Genomic DNA, 19,137 nt, shown 5'->3' on the forward strand with positions numbered 1-19,137 from the left:
GGATAACCGTGTGTATATATTTATGTTATTGATTGAATTCAATAAGAAAGAGGTTGTTTGTATATAAAAACAAGAAATAAAAATCAATGGGTTAGATAATACATGTTTTGATTTAACACAAGATGAAGAGAGTCGTCGAATTGTGGATATTGATTCAGCAGTGAGGGGAAATAGCTTGATGGTGGCATGATTTGCCACCATCAAGAAGGCTTACTTTTTATTCACTAAGAAATTCACCACATTGGAGAACTCTTTGCCATAGTCTTCCGCTTTATCAGCTGAAATACCGTTGTTGCGGACTTGATATTTACCATCAACAAATAATGCTGGCACACCACGCAGTTTTAAATCTTGGGCAGCATTTTGCTGTTTTGCCACCACAGATTTGACCACGAAGCTATTCAGTGCTGCATCATACTCATCACCAGAGATACCTGCTTTGATGAAAGCATTACGGATATCAGCTTTGCTGTTGATAGTTTGTGTTTTTTGGATGCCTTCAAACAGAATTGGCGTCACTTTATCTTCTGCTTTCAATACAATAGCAACTGCCCACGCTTGCGTTAAATCAGCGCCTAAAGGCCCTAAGAAATCAACGTGATAACGTTCCATTTTTACGCCTTCCGGTAAATTTGCTTCTACCGTTTGTGGCACTTTATACACACTTTCAAACTGGTAACAGTGTGGGCAGTAAAAAGAGAAAAACTCTAAAACTTGTGGCAGGTTTTGCACAGGTTTAACATCGGTATACTCTTTACCTTCCGTGTAATTTGCCGCTGCAGCACCAAAAGACATGGCAATACCAAGCAAAGCCAACATAATTTTTTTCATAGACTACATTCTCCAAAAACAAAGACTTAAATGTTAAAACTGCGGGGTTAATTGCAAAGGAGCATCCTGCAACCGTTCAATTTGCTGCGCAAACTCAAGAGATTGCTTTTGCCAAAAATCATCAGCCTGTAGCCACGAAAACGCCCGAGGAAATGCAGGGTCTTGCCAACGGCGAATAATCCACCCGAGATAGTGAACCATACGCATCGCCCTAAGCGGCTCAATCAGCTTCAGCTGTTTTACATCAAAATCAGAAAACTCATTATAAGTTTCTAATAACGTATCTAATTGAATGAGTTGCTCTTGGCGTGAGCCATTGAGCAGCATCCATAAATCTTGAATCGCAGGGCCATTGCGCGCATCATCGAAATCCACCATCCAAGCCTCATCACGCCACAAGATATTGCCTGGATGGCAATCCCCTTGCAGCCTTAGGGTAGATAAGCTTGTTGGCCATTGCAGTTTGACCTGTGCAATCAGCTTATCCAACGATGTTACAAATGGCTCTTTATCGCGTTCTTTTAACAATGAACTTGAAACAATAATATCGCGCGGTTTATCAAGGTATTCATCCACGCCTATTGTCGGACGAAATACAAAGTTTTTACGCTGACCAATTTGATGAATGCGCCCTAATAAATGCCCTACGCTTTCGAGCTGAAATAAGTTGTCTGTTTCATATTGCCGCCCACCGATACTCGGAAAAACAGCAAACATAAAGCCACCAAACTCCAGCACCGTTTGCCCAGCAAACTCAAGAGGGGCTGCAACAGGAAGTCCTTCATCATGTAATTCTAGCGTAAAATCATGTTCTTCTTGAATTTGCGACCGATTCCAACGTTCAGGCCGATAAAACTTCACCACATAACGTTGACGATTTTCATCTTGAAACTGAAAAACGCGGTTTTCATAGCTGTTTAATTCAGTCAGCCCTGATTCTAGGTAAATCCCCGCTTCCATTAGCGCGTCTAAAATCAAGTCAGGTGAAATCCCACTAAAATGGAAATTCGAAGGTTCTATCTCATTCATGATTTAGTCTTTTATGATCCCACGAGCACGCAAAATGGCCGTTTTAAAGTCATCTTCATAGTCTTTTTTTAGCCCAGGGATCACATCGTTACTGTCAGTGCCACGCATTTTCAGATGATAAATCAATACATCATCCGTTAATTCAGATAAGCTGCCTTTAAAGCCCGCTTCATCAGCAAGTTTCTGCAATAATTCAACAAGGTTTAAATCTGAGTTATCTTTCCAAACAGGGTGCAGAAGCTCAATAACTTCATTTAAGCGATGGCATTTCATGTTTATTCCTTTATCACGAATATTCGATACAAGTTATCAATAATCATACAAGAGAAAAAGCGAACTGTTGTCAATCTACGTAAAGTTTAGCGCCAATACGTACGAATATTCATTGATTTTATAGCAAAATAGAATAAATTTTAGCAATTACTATACGCGAAAGTGTTTGCAGGTAAGTTGAAACATTTTCTTGAAGATATTCAAGGATATTGAATATGTCATTTCGACAGTCAATTACAGGGGTCATACTGGCAGGTGGCCGAGGAACACGTATGGGCGGGCAAGATAAAGGCTTAGTGCCTTTGTTAGGCAAGCCTTTGTACCAATATATCCTCGCACGCTTATCCCCCCAAGTTCACCAAGTGATGATTAATGCCAATCGCAATCAAGATGAATATCGTCAAAGCCAATTGACGGTTATTACGGATTTAAATGCGGATTTTTCAGGCCCTTTAGCAGGTATGCAAGCAGCTCTTCGTTGCGCCAAAACCGATTGGCTGCTATTTGTCCCTTGCGATGTTCCTTCTTTCCCATTGAATTTAGCGGAAAAAATGTTCATGGAAAAAGATCAGCATTTGGCCTGTTACGCTCAAGATACCGAGCGCGAACACCCCACTTTCGCCCTGTTACACCGCAGTCTCCAATCCCAACTCGATGATTATCTCGCCAGAGGTGATCGCAAATTGATGCTGTTTATGCAAAAAATCAATGCAAAAGGCATCACGTTCTCGTCAGAATCTGGTTCATTCGCTAACTTGAATACACCAGAAGATAGCCGTAACTGGGAGTTACAACAAAAATAGCCATGAAACAAAATACGCTACCTCTACTCGGAATTACCGCCTACAGCGGCACAGGTAAAACAACATTATTAAAAAAAGTCATTCCACTGCTTAGGCAACGTAACGTCCGTGTCGGTTTAATCAAGCACACCCATCATGATATGGAGGTGGATAAACCTGGTAAAGACAGCTTTGAATTACGCAAAGCAGGTGCTGACCAAACCCTTGTCGCCAGCGAAAAGCGCTGGGCGCTTATGACAGAAACCCCAGAATCCAAAGAAATGGATCTGTATTATTTAGCAAGCCGTTTTGATCCTGCGTCTTTAGACTTGATTCTCGTCGAAGGATTTAAACATGAGACGATCGATAAAATCGCTTTATTTCGATCTGAGGTTGGAAAACCACTGAATGGCCTGATCGATAACTATGTAGTCGCTGTCGCCAGTAATGAAATCATTGATACTCAAGTGCCACAGCTTGACATCAATAACCCAGAACAAGTGGCTGATTACATTGTGTCTTGGTGGCAAAAAAGCCGATAACTGCGCACATTGCGCCTATTAGTTGCATAAATAGGCGCAATACGTATTAAATGAAAATAAACAAGACTTATGACTCGTACTCAACGCTTGCTGACCTTATTACAAATCTTAAAAGAAAACCGTTATCCAATTACGGCAGAAGCCCTTGCCTCCCAGTTGGAAGTAAGTATTCGCTCAGTCTACCGCGATATAGAATCTCTCCGAAATCAAGGGGCTGAAATTGTTGGGGAAGCAGGTATCGGTTACCAACTCAAAACAGGGTTGTTATTACCGCCATTAACCTTTGATGAAAATGAATTAGAAGCATTGATTTTAGGTTTGCGTTGGGTAAAAAGTAATGCGGATACTGAACTTAAAAATTCAGCCATACGTGCAATCAGTAAAATCAATGCGGTGGTCGCGGGGAATGCCCAAAAGATCCTCAATCAAAATACCTTATTTGCCCCTACAACCCATTATTATGACATCAATGATAAAATTGCTAAGGACTTACGCTTAAGTTTACGAAAAGAGTGCAAAGCCCGAATGACTTACCTTGATGGCCAAAACCAATCAACCGAACGCGTTATTTGGCCAATTGCCATTGGTTATATGAAAGAGTCCCAAGTCTTAGCAGCATGGTGTGAATTACGAGAAAGCTACCGTCACTTTCGCTTGGATCGTATTCAGTCGTATTTTGCACTTTCCGATAAACTACCGTATCCAAAGGAATATTTATTAGCACGATGGCAAAAAGACGTGTTGTGTGTCTCTCCTGACAATTTCTGACACTCCCCTCCCTTATAGTAAGTACTCAACTTCATATAAGGGAATAACCATGAGCGAACTCGTCCTTTTTACTAACTCAATGTCACGCGGCAATACCGTCGATTTATTATTAAAAATCCTAGATGTTCCTTACAAACGCATTGAGCTAGGCTATGGCGCAGACATGCACACCGCTGAATACCTCGCGATTAACCCGATGGCTAAAGTGCCTGCATTAGTTGATGGAGATGCTATCGTCACTGAAACTGCAGCGATTTGTACTTATTTAGCAGATAAGTTCATTGAAAAAGGCTTAGCACCTGCACTGGATGACCCAAAACGCGCTGCTTATTATCGTTGGTTTTTCTTTACCGCAGGGCCAATTGAATCAGCCTTTACGGTCAGTGACTTAGGTATTCAATTAAACGAAGAGCAGCAAAAATCGTCTGGCTTTGGCTCTGTTGAACGCACAATGGCCTGCTTAGAGGTGGGTTTAAACAGTGCTAACCCATTTATTTGTGGCGAACAATTTACCGCTGTCGATGTATATGTCGGGGCATTTGTGATGTTTTTAGTCAAATACCAAATTATGGAAGCCACTCCTGCAATGAAAAAATACCTTGATAGCTTAGCAACCATCCCTGCAATTGCAGAGCTACTGGAAAAATAATTTCAAAAAAAGCTAAGCTCATCAAAGCTTAGCTTCTGACTGCTGACAAACCGATTAGGTTTGACTGCAGGTTGGATAGGTTTTGAAAACAAATTAGGAAAATCAATTTATTGATTTTCGGCTGATAACACAAAGCAGGAAAAACGACGCTTTTATCCTGCTTTGTCAACAACCTCAAGCTAAGCTCATCAAAGTTAAGCTTTTAAATTTAGATGGCAATGCTTAACGCATCGTCACAAACTCTTCCGCTGCGGTTGGATGGATAGCCACGGTATTATCGAAATCTTTCTTGGTTGCGCCCATTTTTAATGCGACCGCAAAACCTTGAAGAATTTCATCCATACCGAAACCAATACCATGAATTCCGACAATCTTTTCATCTTCACCAACACAAACTAACTTCATGCGGCAAGGTTGGCGATGGGAAGTCACTGCGGTATACATCGCCGTAAACGATGATTTATAGCTTTTCACATTGTCTGCACCGTATTTTTCAACGGCTTCTGGCTCGGTTAAACCGACAGTACCAATTGGCGGATGCGAGAATACAACAGTCGGGATATTACTGTAATCTAAGTGCTCATCTGGCTTGTTATTAAACAAGCGCTCAGATAAACGACGCCCTGCGGCTACCGCCACTGGTGTTAATTCCACTGCACCCGTGTTATCACCAACCGCATAAACACCTGCAACGTTAGTGTTTTGGTATTTATCGACCTTGATGTAGCCTTTTTCATTTAACGCGACACCTGTTGCTTCAATATTCAGGTTATCTGTCATTGGCTCACGACCAATAGCCCAAATTAATGCATCGACAGTCTGTTGATGGCCGTTTTCCAATTTCAACGTCAATGAACCATCGGCATTTTTCACCACTTCTTTTGGAATTGATTCAGTGTGCAGTTTTGGCCCTTCGGTGTTCATCACTTCCACCAGCGTTTCGACAATCAGTGGGTCAAATGAACGCAATGGCGCATGTTTACGGACAAATAAATGCGCTTCAGCCCCTAAACCATTTAATACACCCGCTAGTTCAACGGCAATATAACCCGCGCCAACAACCGCCACGTGTTTTGGTAAATCCGCCAGTTCGAAGAAACCATCGGAAGTCATGCCGTACTCCGCACCTGGGATCGCAGGGATCACAGGACGACCACCTGTTGCAATCAAAATATGATCGGCAGTATAGGTTTCACCATCCACTTCAACAGTATGCGCATCCACAAAACGCGCAAAACCGCTGATCACATCCACTTTATTATTCCCTAATACACGGTCATAGGATTGGTGAATACGATCAATATAAGCAGTACGACTCTCAATTAAGGTTTTCCAATCAAAATGGTTAATGGTTGTGTCGAAACCATAATCAGGGCCATAGTTGCGAATGGCTTCTGAAATTTGCGCAGCATGCCACATCACTTTTTTCGGTACACAGCCGACGTTAACGCATGTTCCGCCTAATGCTTTCGCCTCAATTAAGGCACATTTTTGTCCATACATCGCCGCACGGTTCATCGATGCAATACCACCGCTTCCGCCACCAATTGCAATATAGTCGTAATGTTTGCTCATAATTTGGTTATTCCCATTTATTGAATGACTTATTTGTTCATTTTCTCGCAGGTCGCTATCCATTGTCATGAGATAAATAGCGATTTACGATAGTCCATGCCTGTTATTTCAATTGGTATCGCCTATTAATTAGGTGAATTACTCAGGCACAATCCACTCAACTAACGTGTGTCCTGTACCTTCTGGAACCAGCGTTTTATGCAACCACGGCAGCACATTTTTCATTTGCTGTTCAAGTTTCCAAGGTGGATTAATAACAATCATTCCTGATGCCGTCATACCGCGCTGGTCGCTATCAGGACGCACAGCTAACTCAATTTGTAGAATTTTACGAATGCCTGTCGCTTCTAATTGGTTGACCATGCGCTTAATTTGCTGGCGCAATACCACTGGGTACCAAATTGCATAAGTGCCTGTTGCGAAGCGTTTATACCCTTCCGCAACCGCTTTCACGACCGCTTCATAATCTGATTTCATCTCATAGGGCGGATCCATCAAAGCAAAACCACGGCGGCTGTGCGGAGGTAATTTTGATTTCAACTGTTGATAGCCATCTTCCCGTGAAACTTGCGCACGCCTATCTTTCAAAAACTCACCACGTAATAAAGGATAGTCGCTGGTGTGTAATTCAGTTAATACCAGTTTATCGTGTTCGCGTAATAAAAATTTGGCTAATAACGGCGAACCTGGATAATAACGTAAACGCCCGCCGTCATTAAGGCGACGCACGATATTCATATACGGCAGTAATTCTTCAGGTAAATCCGGCTGCGCCCAAATACGTGCAATTCCGTCGAGGTATTCACCGGTTTTTTCTGCATGTTCACCCGTTAATTGATAACGACCCGCTCCTGAGTGCGTATCTAAATATAAAAACGGTTTTTCTTTCTCTTTCAAAGATTCGATGATCAAGCTCTGTACTGTGTGTTTTAACACATCAGCATGGTTGCCTGCGTGAAAGCTATGACGATAACTTAACATGTAACGTTTATTTCCTGAGGAAATTCAACACTAACCACCATTGTGGTTACTATTAAATAAATGCGTAAAAGAGCGCCTTTTTGAATAAAAAATAGGCCGTATTGATTCTTGTGCGCCATTATAGCGAAATTTGGTCATAATTGTCACAGTCATAAAATCAGTAAAATCCGCATGACCTAAATGCGATAAAACGCTATCCTAAACACAAATTTTGACACATTTAAGGGAAAAAAAATGAAAAAGTTACTCATCATCACCGCAATTTCTGCTGTTTTTTTTACTAGCACTTCAGCAATGGCGGCTAAAGGCCAAAATGGCTGCGAAATAAAAAAACAAAATATTGAAGAACAAATTAAATACGCCAAACAACATGGTAACCAATATCGTGTTAATGGCTTAGAACAGGCGTTAAACAATGTAAACCGTTATTGCACACCTGAATCTTTATACCGTGATAGCCAAAAAGATGTCGCAGAAAAAACCGAAAAAGTCCAAGAGCGCGAAGCGGAGTTACAAGAAGAAAAAATAAAGGGCAATGACCGCAGTAAAATCGAAAAACGTGAGCGCAAATTAGCTGAAGCACAAGAAGAATTAAAACAAGCACAAGCAGAATTACAAACCTACAAAGACGCTCTTTAGTCTTTCTCATTTCATTATTAACCGCACTTCAATGCCTGTTTTCATTGAAAAATCGGCATTGGAGTAAAGTTATCCATAAATTTACGCTATAGTAATGGCAGGTTATCGTTAATAAACAGCAAATTGCTCGAAATACTGCACTAATTTAGCAGTAAAAATAAGAGGGACATCAATGTCAGATAGGCAGGAAGACGAACAAAAAGAAACCAATAAACTGAAAGCGACACTGACAAAAAGCCTCGATGGCAGTAAAAAAGCGCTCACTTTTTCTATGCGTGTGGTGAATTTTGTTACCGCAATCCCTTTTATTGCACATTTAATTCGTACCGCACAGCGTTTTACTGACCGCATGGGCAACCAGTTTGGCGCCGCAATCACCTACTTTTCTTTTCTCTCGTTAATTCCTGTATTGATGTTCTCCTTTGCTGCCGCAGGTTTTGTGTTAGCCAGTAATCCTGAACTCCTTGAAAAACTGGTTCGCAGCATCTCTGCCAATATTACTGACCCTACTCTCGCCAATACATTAGAAAGAACAATTGATACCGCAATTCGCCAGCGGACAACAGTTGGTTTAACAGGTTTGGCACTAGCCGTGTATTCAGGCGTTAACTGGGTGAATAACTTACGGTTAGCGATTTTGGCGCAATCAAGGCCTGTTTGGGAACGAAATGAAGATGAACAAGAAAATATCGTTTTCCGCTACATTCGTGATTTTTTTGCTTTAATTGGCCTATTAATTGCGCTGATTGTCACCATTACCCTGACATCCGTTGCAGGTTCAGCTCAAGCCACCATCGTCAGCACACTGGGCTTAGATGGTATTGAGTGGCTAAAACCAGCGTGGACGTTAATCGGTTTAGGAATATCCATCACAGCAAACTTCCTGTTGTTTTTATGGATATTTTGGATCCTACCACGCATGCAACACCGCCGCCGTTCCTTGTTCAAAGGCACACTATTAGCCGCGATTGGCTTTGAAATTATTAAATCAGTAATGACGTGGATTTTACCAAATTTGGCGTCATCACCTTCAGGTGCCGCATTTGGTTCTGTGCTGGGTCTAATGGCGTTCTTCTACTTCTTTGCTCGCTTAACCTTATTTTGTGCCGCATGGATTGCGACGGACGAACCCAAAGGCTCACAACAAGAAGCCACACTCTAATCATTTAATCAGGGGGAACTATCCCCCTGATTTGCCTAATCAAACGACGTTTGTAACTCTTTAGCCAGTATCTCGACTAGTTCAGCGGCAGGCAATTCACGTACCTTCGCCACATTTTGGCCTGCCCAGTGAGCCGCAAATTCGTCACTCCCTGCTTTTGTCGCGGCAGCATTCAGCTGCTTACCCACATCATAGGCGATTGGGTAATCTGGCAATTTACTCGGTTCATATTTTTTTCCTGCTTCCATAAACGAATTTATAATTCCACGAGCTGGACGTCCAGAAATCGCCGATGTTAACGCGGTATTATCTGTTGTTTGCTGTTTTAATTTTGCACGATAGCCCGCATTCGTCGCAGACTCAGGACATAACAAAAATGCGGTGCCAAGCTGTGCGGCTGCCGCACCATTGCCTAATGCGGCTTTGATATCTTGGCCATTCATAATCCCACCCGTAGCGATAATTGGCAGATGGGTATGCTGTGACAATAATTTCACCAGCGCTTGCGTTGTCAGTTCATCATCAGGCGCTTTTACATCAAACATCCCACGATGACCACCTGCTTCAATCCCTTGTGCAACTATCGCATCAATACCTACTTTTTCAATCGCCTGAGCTTCTTGCAGATTGGTTGCCGCAGCCATGGTATAAATCCCCTGGGCTTTTAACTGACTAACAACCTCGGCTGATGGCACATTGAAGTGAAAACTGACTACTGGTGGCTTCATTTCAAGGAACAAAGCCAACATGTCGGGATTGTCGAGAAATGAGAGGTAAATTTCACCCAATTGTTCAGGCGGCTGCGCATTAAATTGCGAGAATTGTGGTGATAAATAATCAACCCATTCTTGTTCATTTGCTTGGCTGCGTTTGGGCGTTAGATGGCAAAATACATTCACATTAAACGCTTTGTCTGTTAGGGCTTTCGTTTGTGTAATCAATTGCCGAGCTTGTTCAACAGAACTGGCCCCTAACGCTAATGACCCCAAACCACCTGCTTCTGAAACCGCAGCAGCCAATGCAGGTGTTGAAACAACCGCCATCGGTGCTTGAATGATGGGATAGCGTAAACCTAAGCGCTGTAGAAATGCATTTGAGTTATTCATTATCTTTCCTTTGTCTCAATGTCAGGGTACACTTTATGTTCTTATTTAAAGAATAAACATAGCATAACATTCACATAAAAAGAAAATGAACTCTGAATCTCTAAAAATATTTTGCACTGTTGCCGTCGAGCTCAGCATTACGCGTGCGGCGACTCGGTTAGGCCGCGTGCCATCAAATATCACCACCCGAATCCAACAATTGGAAGCGGATTTGGGCGAGTCACTTTTTATCCGTCAAAATAAACGCCTTGAGCTTTCCGAAGCAGGTAGGCAATTTCTTGATTATGCACAGCGCCTGCTCGCATTAGAAGAAGAAGCTCGCCATGTGATCAGCGGTGGCCAAGATGGTGGACAATTACGAATTGGGAGTATGGAAAGTACAGCGGCTTGTCGGTTACCTTTACCGCTAGCGCAATTTCACCAACAAAACCCAACCACGCGATTATTATTACGCACGGGGTCTTCTCTATCGCTCCTTGAGCAAGTGCATACAGGAAAACTGGATTGTGCTTTTGTTGCCCTACCTTCTTCACTCTATGAGCCTAGTCAGTTTTCACAAATGGGTATTAAAACAGAGGCTATTTGGCAGGAAGAATTGCAATTGTTACTCCCTGAACACGACCACAGTGCTCGCCATAATGCTGATATTAAGACTCGTTCACTCGCCGCATTTACCCAAGGATGCAGTTATCGCAATATTGCCGAGCAGTGGTTGGGGATCCCCGCTAATTTAGACTGGAATATTCAGGAGATGAATTCTTACCACGCCATGATTGCTTGCGTCACTGCGGGAAGCTGTGTCGCACTATTGCCCAAACACCTTATCGAGTCGATGCCAATTTCGCCATTGCGATTAGGCCGTATTCCAATCACCACCTGTAACACTCTGTTGATTTATCGTGAGAATTACCACGTACCCGCATTTAGCGCATTTAAAGCGTGCATCACGTCTTCGCGTAATGGGTAATATGGGAAATTCCCAATTGACGGCCTGATAAGGACTTTTGATGACAAACGTAATCCCACAACTGGAAAACTTATCCTGCGGGGTAGCTCTCTACTACCATAACCAACTTAAAAAAAGCGTTGGTACATTTTGTGCCAGAGGTGCATCACTGGATAACGCCCCGCTTACCGTCGATACCCCATTACGCATAGCGAGTAATACGAAAACCTTTACCGCTGCGGCAATTTTACGTTTAGCTGAAATGGGAAAAATCAATATTGATGATGCTATTTCCAAGCTGATTGACCCACAATATGATTCATTACTGAGTACTCAATACAACACCCAACAAATCACCGTTCGCCATTTACTCAACCACAGTAGCGGGTTACTCGACCACGCTGATGCAGATTACCTTAAAGAGGTTATAAAGCGCCCAGATTACCAATGGAGCCGCCTTGAACAAGTTGAGATGTATGTACGTAAGCAGTTCCCCTTTATCGCCCCCTCAGAGTCTTTTATTTATTCAGATACTGGATACATTCTACTCGGCGATATTATCGAGCGAATAACAGGACAATCCCTTGGTCAAGCTGTTCGAGAATTACTCAAGTTTGATAAAATCGGCCTAGAAAGTGCTTACTGGGAATATTTAGAACAACCACCACAAAGTGCATCGCCAAGGGCAAAACAATACCTTGGTAAGTTTGAAGGGACGCATATTCATGCCTCTATGGATGTCTATGGCGGCGGCGGGTTGATTATGTCAGCCAAACAAATGGCCCAATTTTTAGAAGCCTTATTTGAAGGGCAAGTTTTTGATTCACACGAAACGCTAAAAACTATGTTAAGTGTCGGTTCCCATAAAGATGCCGAAAGCTATCGCTTGGGTATTATGGCGAGTGAAGTTAACGGTATAACCCTTTATTCGCATTTAGGTTTTTGGGGGTCTGTGGCCTACTATTCACCAACAACAAAAACCAGTGCTGCGGGCTTTGTGGATGACAAAGAATCAAGAGACACACTGATTAGCGTGATTGAAACATTATTAACTGAACAATAATTATTGGGAAGAAAGATAGCCTGTGTATTTGCGCAGGCTATCTTTCAGACTGCTGACAAACCGATTAGGTTTGACTGCAGGTTGGATTGGTTTTGAAAATAAACGAGAAAAATCAATTCATTGATTTTTGGCTGATAACACAAAGCAGGAAAACCACGCTTTTATCCTGCTTTGTCAACAACCTCAAAGATAGCCTGTGTATTTACGCAGGCTATCTTTTTATCGATTATTGGGCAGCTGGAGTTGCTGGCGCAACTGGAGTTGGCTCTGGAGTTGTAGGAATTTTCGGCCAAAGGACTTTATTGAATTTCTGGCGAATTTGTTCTGCATCCATGGTTTGCTTATCTTTAGGCTGTGCTAAAACAAAAGCAGCCTCTTGGGACAGCAAACGTCTCGCTTCCATATTCACTTGCTCAAGGCTTTGTGCAGCTAAAAAAGCCTGCCTTAAGCGTTGATATTGCTCTGGTGCGATATCCACAACACCATTTTGCTGGGAAATCAAACGCTGGCTAATCAGAACATCCGTACTGGTGCGTGCATACGCAGCAAACAACTGAGACAACTGCACCTGTTTTTCTTTGATCATCTCATCGAACAACTCAGGTGAAATCCCGTTTTGATTAATTGCTGCCAGTTCACTCGCTACAAGGTCTGTTACTGCAGCCATTTTTTCTGGCGCTGCTGTAACGGTAAGCGTACAAGTCGCTTTTTGATATTGCACTCGGCAATCTAAACCAGGGACAACTTCATCTTGATTGAATTTTTGGTTAAATGATTTTTGTAACGTACGGTAAACTGCTTCACGCGCTAAATCACTCGCCCAATAACGCAATAAAATGTTTGAATCATTAATTGGTAACCAATCAATATCCCAAATTAAAGACAGGGTATCTTGTGCTGGTTGATCCTGCAGGATATCAATAGACTGCGGCTTAACGGTGGATAATACCGCCACAGAAACAGGTTCTGAACGTCTTCCTTGCAGCCCAGAGAAAGTTTGTGAGATTGTATCGGACAACATCCGTGAATCCACATGCCCCGCCACATAGAGTGTCATCACATCTGGCGTGTACCATTTTTGGTAAAAATCATTCACACCTGCGAGATCAACATTCCCACTAGGTTTCTGGCCTGGGTCATATCCCATCATGGCTGAACCCTTCAAACGCGCACGCCAAACGGGATCATTCGCATTTAATGGTAGCGTTGCAACAGGCACATTTTGAGCTTCTAGCCCATTGTGCAATGCTGCTTCTGTGTATGTTGCACCTGCTACTGATGTTGACAGCCAACTCAGCGCCTGTTTAATTAAATCAGGACGGTTGTTCGGTAAACTTAAGCTGTAAATCGTGTAGTCATAAGAAACCACGGCAGGAGGAATTGGCATATCTGGATCGGTCGCCTGTCGCCAAAACTCTTGTAAAGTCGCCGTCGGAAATGCTTCTGTTTGGTGAAGTAGCGCCATTTTAGGGATTAAATAGCTATAACCTTTTTCACTCGCTTTTTCTGATAATGAACCTGCTTTAATGGCTAACCTGAGCTGAATACGGTCATTCGGGCGCTGTGGTGTTTGTAATAATTGCCAGCTAAAGCCATTTTCTAGCTTTCCTTGCTGCCATGCTGGATCGGGTTGTAACGGTTCAGCCTGCGCAAATTGCGCAACTGACAGTAATACAACACTGATAATATACCGAACTTTCAAGCCCTGCATGTAAACCCCTATGTGTTTTATATCTTTATATTTAACCGCAAATTACAACGAATAAGTTAACGAAAAACGCGAACTTACTGGGTTAAACGATATCGTATGGCTTTATCCAATCTTTCATTGCCACCACTCTAACGATATTAGACCATAAAGCTGAAAGCATGTTCATGGCTTAGTCTGAATTTTGTTGTTTTCTTTGACGATTATAACCTTTTGCCAATAAACCAAGCTCATCATCGTGATGATAGCTAGATACGGTGACTTGATTTACCGATTCATTAGTTTGCAATTCAATCGCTATTTTACGTAATGGCCTAACAATCATACGACTAACACACCAGGTCATCGCAATTGCAATAATCAATACCAACAACAAATAAGTGGTCGTCATTAAAGCAAGCGTATTTAGTGCAAATCGATAAACTCGGTTCGAATCTACCTGTAAGGTCAAATAGCCTTGAGGCTTGGCTTGTAGCACAACATTGCCATAAGCATATAATGGCACTGTCATTTCCACAGGAATGCCCACAATATACTCTACCCATTCAGGTATCGGCTTTGGCGTCGCAAAACTTAAATTCATGACGGTAGCATCATCAACAGTAACTATCGCTTTTCCCATAATGCCAGAGGTTTTTAAGCTCACAAGCAACTTTTTCGCTTCGTTAAGATCTGAGCTTAGCAGAGAATCTGTTAATGGTTTTTGAATTTGCACAACAGCATTACTGAGCTGACCCAAGTAATCCTGCTTGCGCTGCTCTAGTAAGTAACTGAATTGAATAGCTAAAAAAAGCGCAAGTGAGAGTAATGTAATCGCAAAAAATGCAACCATACTTTTTAATGTTAGTGAGCGTTGGACTTGCGTATTCATTTGGCCACAACCTTCCTAATCAAGTCGCTTTTTAAAGAAGAACGAAAAACATCTGTCAGTATACTTGATTTTATCTGCAAAAGAGTAATTTAAAAAGAAAGATTGGATATTTAAGATAAGATACAGCTCGAAGAGAATTATGCACTAACTCCACAAATAAAATGGCAGAAAGAGGGACTTTCTGCCATTCAAAAATTTAACTTACAACAATCGTGTGTTTTTCGTCTTCATCGACAGCAAAACATGCGACAAGCTGCTGGTCATATTCTTTCAGTGTCGGTTGAAATTGTGTACATTGGCTAAATGCACGGCGGCAACGTGCAGCAAAAGCACAGCCAGGAGGTGGGTTCAACGGACTTGGCAATTCTCCCGTTAATTTAATGCGTTCACGACGTGAATCTGGGTTCAGCCTTGGGGTTGCCGAAAGTAACGCTTGTGTATAAGGGTGCAGAGGATTGTTAAAAATCTGCTCTTTCGTCCCTTTTTCCACACAACGCCCCAAATACATCACCATCACCTCATCGGCAATGTGTTCCACCACGGATAAATCATGGGAAATAAACACATAAGACAAGCCTAAATCCTGTTGAAGATCCATCATTAAATTTAACACTTGAGCACGTACAGACACATCTAGCGCAGAGACAGGCTCATCAGCCACCACAATATCAGGGTCAAGCATCAAACCGCGTGCAATTGCAATCCGTTGACGCTGACCACCTGAAAACATATGCGGATAACGGCTATAATGCTCTGTTTTCAAACCGACTTTAGCCATCATCGATAATACTTTTTCTTTCCGCTCTTCTTTCGAAAGCGATGTATTAATCACTAATGGCTCTTCCAATATTTGTCCCACTTTTTTACGTGGATTCAAAGACCCATACGGGTTTTGGAAGACGATTTGAATTTTTTGACGACGTAATTTTTCAGCTGATTTATCTTTAACTAACAGGTTTTGATCTTGGTAATACAACTCGCCATCTGAAGGTTGCTCAATCATCGTCAGCAAGCGGCCTAATGTGGATTTACCACAACCCGACTCACCTACAACGGCTAATGTTTTGCCCCTTTCGAGCTCAAATGAAACGCCATCCAGTGCTTTTAGCGTTTTTTCTGCACCAAACACACCTTTTTTGACGGAATAATACTTTTTCAAGTCCACAGCTTTTAGCAGTGGTGCTGCATGTTTGTCACTCATAGTGTTGGCCTCCCCATATCATCAAGCGGCATATGGCATTTAACTTGGCGATCACCAACGGTTTGTAACATTGGCTCTTCTTGGCGGCATTTCTCTGTGGCATACGGGCAACGCGGATTGAGCAAGCAACCCGTTGGCCTGTCATATTTACCAGGAACTACGCCTGGGAGTGAAGCTAAACGTGATTTATTCGTCGCAAATTCAGGGAGCGCACGTAATAGCGCCTGTGTATAAGGGTGACGAGGATGTTTAAAGATATCACTCGCTTTTGCTGACTCGACAACTTGCCCTGCATACATCACGATAATGTGGTGAGCGGCTTCAGCAACCAATGCAAGGTCGTGAGTAATCAGCACCAGAGCCATATTTTCTTGCTGTTGTAACTCCAACAGTAATTCAATAATCTGTGCTTGAATCGTCACATCCAGTGCGGTTGTTGGCTCATCTGCAATCAATAACTTAGGACGACAGGCAATCGCCATCGCAATCATCACTCGTTGGCTCATCCCACCCGATAACTGGTGCGGATACACATCCAAGCGTGATTCAGGATCAGGGATCCCCACCATATCAAGTAGATCAATCGCTCGTTGCTTACGAGTACCTTTATTACCACCTTGATGAACTTTTAATGCTTCCATGATTTGATAACCCACTGTAAAGCACGGGTTCAAGCTGGTCATCGGATCTTGGAAAATCATCGCAACATCGGCACCGACAATTTGTCGGCGCTCTTTCTCAGGGATAGACAATAAATCACGGCCATCAAACTTTAATGAGTCCGCCATCACTTTTCCAGGATAGTCAATTAACCCCATAATGGCTAAAGAGCTAACCGATTTTCCTGAACCTGACTCGCCAACAATCCCGACGACTTGGCCTTTTTCAACGCTATAGCTGATCCGATCAACGGCGCGAAACGGAGCTTTGTCGTCGCCGAAATGTACCGAAAGTTGTTCTACATTTAACAGTGCCATTAAATTACCTCATCACTGCTTGAGTTTTGGATCAAATGCATCACGCAAACCATCGCCCATCAGGTTAAACGCTAATACAGTTAATAAAATTGCTAATCCTGGGAACGTCACGACCCACCATGCGCTCTGTGCAAACTGCAACACATCAGACAGCATTGTTCCCCACTCTGGCGTTGGAGGTTGAGCCCCCATACCAAGGAAACCCAAAGCAGCCATATCTAAAATAGCATTCGAAAACCCTAACGATGCCTGAACAATCAAGGGCGCGAGGCAATTAGGTAAAATATTGACAAACATCTGACGAATAGCCCCTGCACCAGCAACACGTGAAGCGGTCACATAATCACGGTTTACTTCGACCAAAACGGCTGCACGCGTCAAACGGATATAGTGAGGCAATGCCACGAATGTCAATGCAATAGAAGCATTCACAATAGAAGGGCCAAAAATAGCCACTAGCACTAAGGCCAATAACAGGCTTGGCAACGCCAACATGATATCGACAACACGCATAATCAGCGCATCAACGACACCACCAAAGTAACCCGCAATCACACCAATTGTTACCCCCATGATCAGTGAAAGCACAACCACAAGGCAACCAACTAGCAGTGATAAACGGGCGCCATACATCAAGCGAGATAATAAATCGCGCCCAACGTCATCGGTGCCTAAAATAAATTGCCACGTTCCGCCCTCTTGCCAAACTGGTGGGGCAAGTAAAAAGTCACGGAATTGTTCATCTGGAGCATGAGGGGCGAGTACTCCTGCAAAAATCGCGATTAGCACCATCAGGATGATGTAAAACATCCCAACAACTGCCCCTTTGTTGCGTTTAAAATAGTGCCAAAATTCTTGTAACGGTGTCATCGGCTGTGGGGCGCTGACAACGGTTGGCTCAGTAGATTGAGACATTTAGCGCTCCTTATTTCTTATGACGAATTCTTGGGTTTACAATGCCGTACAGCACGTCGACCACTAAGTTAACGAAGATAATCAATGTGGCAACAAGCAACACACCACCTTGAACAACAGGGTAATCACGGCGTTGTAGCCCTTCGATTAACCAACGGCCTAGCCCTGGCCATGAGAAAATGGTTTCGGTCAAAATAGCCCCCGCTAGCATAACCCCAACCTGTAAGCCAATCACGGTGACCACTGGCAACAAAGCATTACGTAAAGCATGAATAAGGATAACCCTTGCACGGCCTAAGCCTTTCGCTCGTGCGGTACGGATGTAGTCTTCACCCAATACTTCCAACATGGAAGAACGTGTCATTCGCACAATAACGGCTAATGGGATCGTCCCCAATACAATGGATGGCAAGATAAGGTGTTCTAACGCATCAACAAAATCACCGCTTTCCCCCCAAATTAGGGTATCAATAAGCATAAAACCCGTGAGTGGTTGTGAATCATCAAGGAAAACTGTGTCACTTACCCGCCCTGCAACAGGCGTCAAGTCAAGCTGTACCGACACTAACATGATGAGCATGATCCCCCACCAGAAAATCGGCATTGAATAACCTGTTAAGGAAAGTCCAATCGCGGTGTGGTCAAAAATCGACCCGCGTTTAACTGCGGCTAATACCCCAACAGGGATGCCAACAGAAATCGCGAAAATCATGGCACAGGTGGCTAATTCGACAGTTGCTAAAAAGCGTGGAACAAATTCTTCCCATACGCCAATGCGACTTTTTAGGGAAATCCCTAAATCGCCATGAAATATGCCATTGATATAATGCAGGTATTGTTTCCAAAGTGGCTGATCGAGCCCTAATTCAGCCATTAGATAGGCGTGTCTTTCGGGGGATAACCCTCTTTCGCCCGCCATGATCATGACTGGATCCCCAGGGATCATATGGACAAAAGCAAATGTGAGTAATGTAATACCGATAAACGTGGGGATCACAAGCCCCAATCGTCGGAGGATAAATTGCAGCATATCCTGAATCTCTTTAATAATGCCGTTGACGGCTCTTAGTCCGTTTGGCTACTCAGAAAATCACTTTTCTGGGTGCTCACAAACAACTG

General features: G+C 43.0%; 20 protein-coding genes. 8 read left to right on the forward strand and 12 right to left on the reverse strand.

Annotated elements, in window-relative coordinates; all coding sequences use genetic code 11:
- Positions 1 to 210: 210 nt before the first annotated feature.
- The 3 genes from dsbA to PSF27_RS08295 are packed head-to-tail and all read right to left on the reverse strand — an operon-like array spanning position 211 to position 2,133.
- Positions 211 to 831 (reverse strand): thiol:disulfide interchange protein DsbA, encoded by a 621-nt coding sequence (dsbA, locus tag PSF27_RS08285; RefSeq protein WP_206084827.1) that lies wholly within the window; start codon positions 829 to 831, stop codon positions 211 to 213.
- A 33-nt stretch (positions 832 to 864) separates the two neighbouring features.
- Positions 865 to 1,860, reverse strand: coding sequence for a serine/threonine protein kinase (locus PSF27_RS08290; RefSeq protein WP_272681262.1), 996 nt, complete (start codon positions 1,858 to 1,860; stop codon positions 865 to 867).
- Between the two features lie 3 nt (positions 1,861 to 1,863).
- Positions 1,864 to 2,133, reverse strand: a complete 270-nt coding sequence (locus tag PSF27_RS08295; RefSeq protein ID WP_206084828.1) for a YihD family protein — start codon at positions 2,131 to 2,133, stop codon at positions 1,864 to 1,866.
- A 215-nt stretch (positions 2,134 to 2,348) separates the two neighbouring features.
- On the opposite strand from PSF27_RS08295, the gene mobA reads away from it, so the two are divergent.
- The 4 genes from mobA to PSF27_RS08315 all read left to right on the forward strand — a co-directional run bounded on the left by mobA (position 2,349) and on the right by PSF27_RS08315 (position 4,874).
- Positions 2,349 to 2,936: a molybdenum cofactor guanylyltransferase MobA gene (gene mobA, locus PSF27_RS08300; RefSeq protein ID WP_206084829.1), complete on the forward strand. Its 588-nt coding sequence runs from the start codon at positions 2,349 to 2,351 to the stop codon at positions 2,934 to 2,936.
- A 2-nt stretch (positions 2,937 to 2,938) separates the two neighbouring features.
- Positions 2,939 to 3,457 (forward strand): molybdopterin-guanine dinucleotide biosynthesis protein MobB, encoded by a 519-nt coding sequence (gene mobB, locus PSF27_RS08305; RefSeq protein ID WP_272573878.1) that lies wholly within the window; start codon positions 2,939 to 2,941, stop codon positions 3,455 to 3,457.
- A 69-nt stretch (positions 3,458 to 3,526) separates the two neighbouring features.
- Positions 3,527 to 4,225, forward strand: coding sequence for a helix-turn-helix transcriptional regulator (locus PSF27_RS08310; RefSeq protein ID WP_206084831.1), 699 nt, complete (start codon positions 3,527 to 3,529; stop codon positions 4,223 to 4,225).
- Positions 4,226 to 4,274: 49 nt separating this feature from the next.
- Entirely contained in the window at positions 4,275 to 4,874 is a 600-nt protein-coding gene (locus PSF27_RS08315) for a glutathione S-transferase family protein (RefSeq protein WP_272538938.1), read from the forward strand.
- Positions 4,875 to 5,096: 222 nt separating this feature from the next.
- Here the strand turns inward: PSF27_RS08315 and gorA are convergent, their stop codons facing one another.
- Both gorA and PSF27_RS08325 read right to left on the reverse strand, forming a co-directional pair.
- Entirely contained in the window at positions 5,097 to 6,449 is a 1,353-nt protein-coding gene (gene gorA / locus PSF27_RS08320; RefSeq protein ID WP_272681263.1) for a glutathione-disulfide reductase, read from the reverse strand.
- 138 nt (positions 6,450 to 6,587) lie between these two features.
- Positions 6,588 to 7,430: a 23S rRNA (adenine(2030)-N(6))-methyltransferase RlmJ gene (locus PSF27_RS08325; protein ID WP_272538936.1), complete on the reverse strand. Its 843-nt coding sequence runs from the start codon at positions 7,428 to 7,430 to the stop codon at positions 6,588 to 6,590.
- Between the two features lie 234 nt (positions 7,431 to 7,664).
- Between PSF27_RS08325 and PSF27_RS08330 the strand changes: the two genes are divergently transcribed.
- Both PSF27_RS08330 and yhjD read left to right on the forward strand, forming a co-directional pair.
- Positions 7,665 to 8,069 carry a DUF1090 domain-containing protein gene (locus tag PSF27_RS08330; RefSeq protein ID WP_272538935.1) on the forward strand — a complete coding sequence of 135 codons (405 nt, stop codon included), beginning with the start codon at positions 7,665 to 7,667 and terminating at the stop codon, positions 8,067 to 8,069.
- Positions 8,070 to 8,241: 172 nt separating this feature from the next.
- Positions 8,242 to 9,231, forward strand: a complete 990-nt coding sequence (gene yhjD / locus PSF27_RS08335) for an inner membrane protein YhjD (protein ID WP_206084836.1) — start codon at positions 8,242 to 8,244, stop codon at positions 9,229 to 9,231.
- A 35-nt stretch (positions 9,232 to 9,266) separates the two neighbouring features.
- Here yhjD and PSF27_RS08340 read toward each other — a convergent pair whose 3' ends face one another.
- Entirely contained in the window at positions 9,267 to 10,337 is a 1,071-nt protein-coding gene (locus PSF27_RS08340; protein ID WP_206084837.1) for an NAD(P)H-dependent flavin oxidoreductase, read from the reverse strand.
- Between the two features lie 85 nt (positions 10,338 to 10,422).
- On the opposite strand from PSF27_RS08340, the gene PSF27_RS08345 reads away from it, so the two are divergent.
- Together PSF27_RS08345 and PSF27_RS08350 are read left to right on the forward strand one after the other, a co-directional pair.
- Positions 10,423 to 11,304, forward strand: a complete 882-nt coding sequence (locus tag PSF27_RS08345; RefSeq protein ID WP_206084838.1) for a LysR family transcriptional regulator — start codon at positions 10,423 to 10,425, stop codon at positions 11,302 to 11,304.
- A gap of 40 nt (positions 11,305 to 11,344) precedes the next feature.
- A complete protein-coding gene (locus PSF27_RS08350; RefSeq protein ID WP_272681264.1) occupies positions 11,345 to 12,346 on the forward strand; it encodes a serine hydrolase domain-containing protein in 1,002 nt (333 codons plus the stop codon).
- Positions 12,347 to 12,572: 226 nt separating this feature from the next.
- Here PSF27_RS08350 and PSF27_RS08355 read toward each other — a convergent pair whose 3' ends face one another.
- The 6 genes from PSF27_RS08355 to dppB all read right to left on the reverse strand — a co-directional run bounded on the left by PSF27_RS08355 (position 12,573) and on the right by dppB (position 19,048).
- Positions 12,573 to 14,057 (reverse strand): M16 family metallopeptidase, encoded by a 1,485-nt coding sequence (locus tag PSF27_RS08355; RefSeq protein WP_206084840.1) that lies wholly within the window; start codon positions 14,055 to 14,057, stop codon positions 12,573 to 12,575.
- Between the two features lie 169 nt (positions 14,058 to 14,226).
- Entirely contained in the window at positions 14,227 to 14,925 is a 699-nt protein-coding gene (locus tag PSF27_RS08360) for a HAMP domain-containing protein (RefSeq protein WP_206084841.1), read from the reverse strand.
- Positions 14,926 to 15,121: 196 nt separating this feature from the next.
- A complete protein-coding gene (dppF, locus tag PSF27_RS08365) occupies positions 15,122 to 16,126 on the reverse strand; it encodes a dipeptide ABC transporter ATP-binding subunit DppF (RefSeq protein ID WP_206084842.1) in 1,005 nt (334 codons plus the stop codon).
- Positions 16,123 to 17,103 carry a dipeptide ABC transporter ATP-binding protein gene (gene dppD, locus PSF27_RS08370; protein WP_206084843.1) on the reverse strand — a complete coding sequence of 327 codons (981 nt, stop codon included), beginning with the start codon at positions 17,101 to 17,103 and terminating at the stop codon, positions 16,123 to 16,125. The genes dppF and dppD overlap by 4 nt, the downstream gene beginning before the upstream one ends.
- Positions 17,104 to 17,115: 12 nt before the next feature.
- The gene (dppC, locus tag PSF27_RS08375; RefSeq protein ID WP_206084844.1) at positions 17,116 to 18,018 is read right to left on the reverse strand and encodes a dipeptide ABC transporter permease DppC; all 903 of its coding nucleotides are present in this window, start codon (positions 18,016 to 18,018) and stop codon (positions 17,116 to 17,118) included.
- A 10-nt stretch (positions 18,019 to 18,028) separates the two neighbouring features.
- Entirely contained in the window at positions 18,029 to 19,048 is a 1,020-nt protein-coding gene (gene dppB / locus PSF27_RS08380) for a dipeptide ABC transporter permease DppB (protein ID WP_206084845.1), read from the reverse strand.
- Positions 19,049 to 19,137: the final 89 nt, after the last annotated feature.

Origin of the sequence: Providencia sp. PROV129 (assembly GCF_028482245.1) — a bacterium.
In the GTDB taxonomy this organism is placed as follows: domain Bacteria; phylum Pseudomonadota; class Gammaproteobacteria; order Enterobacterales; family Enterobacteriaceae; genus Providencia; species Providencia vermicola.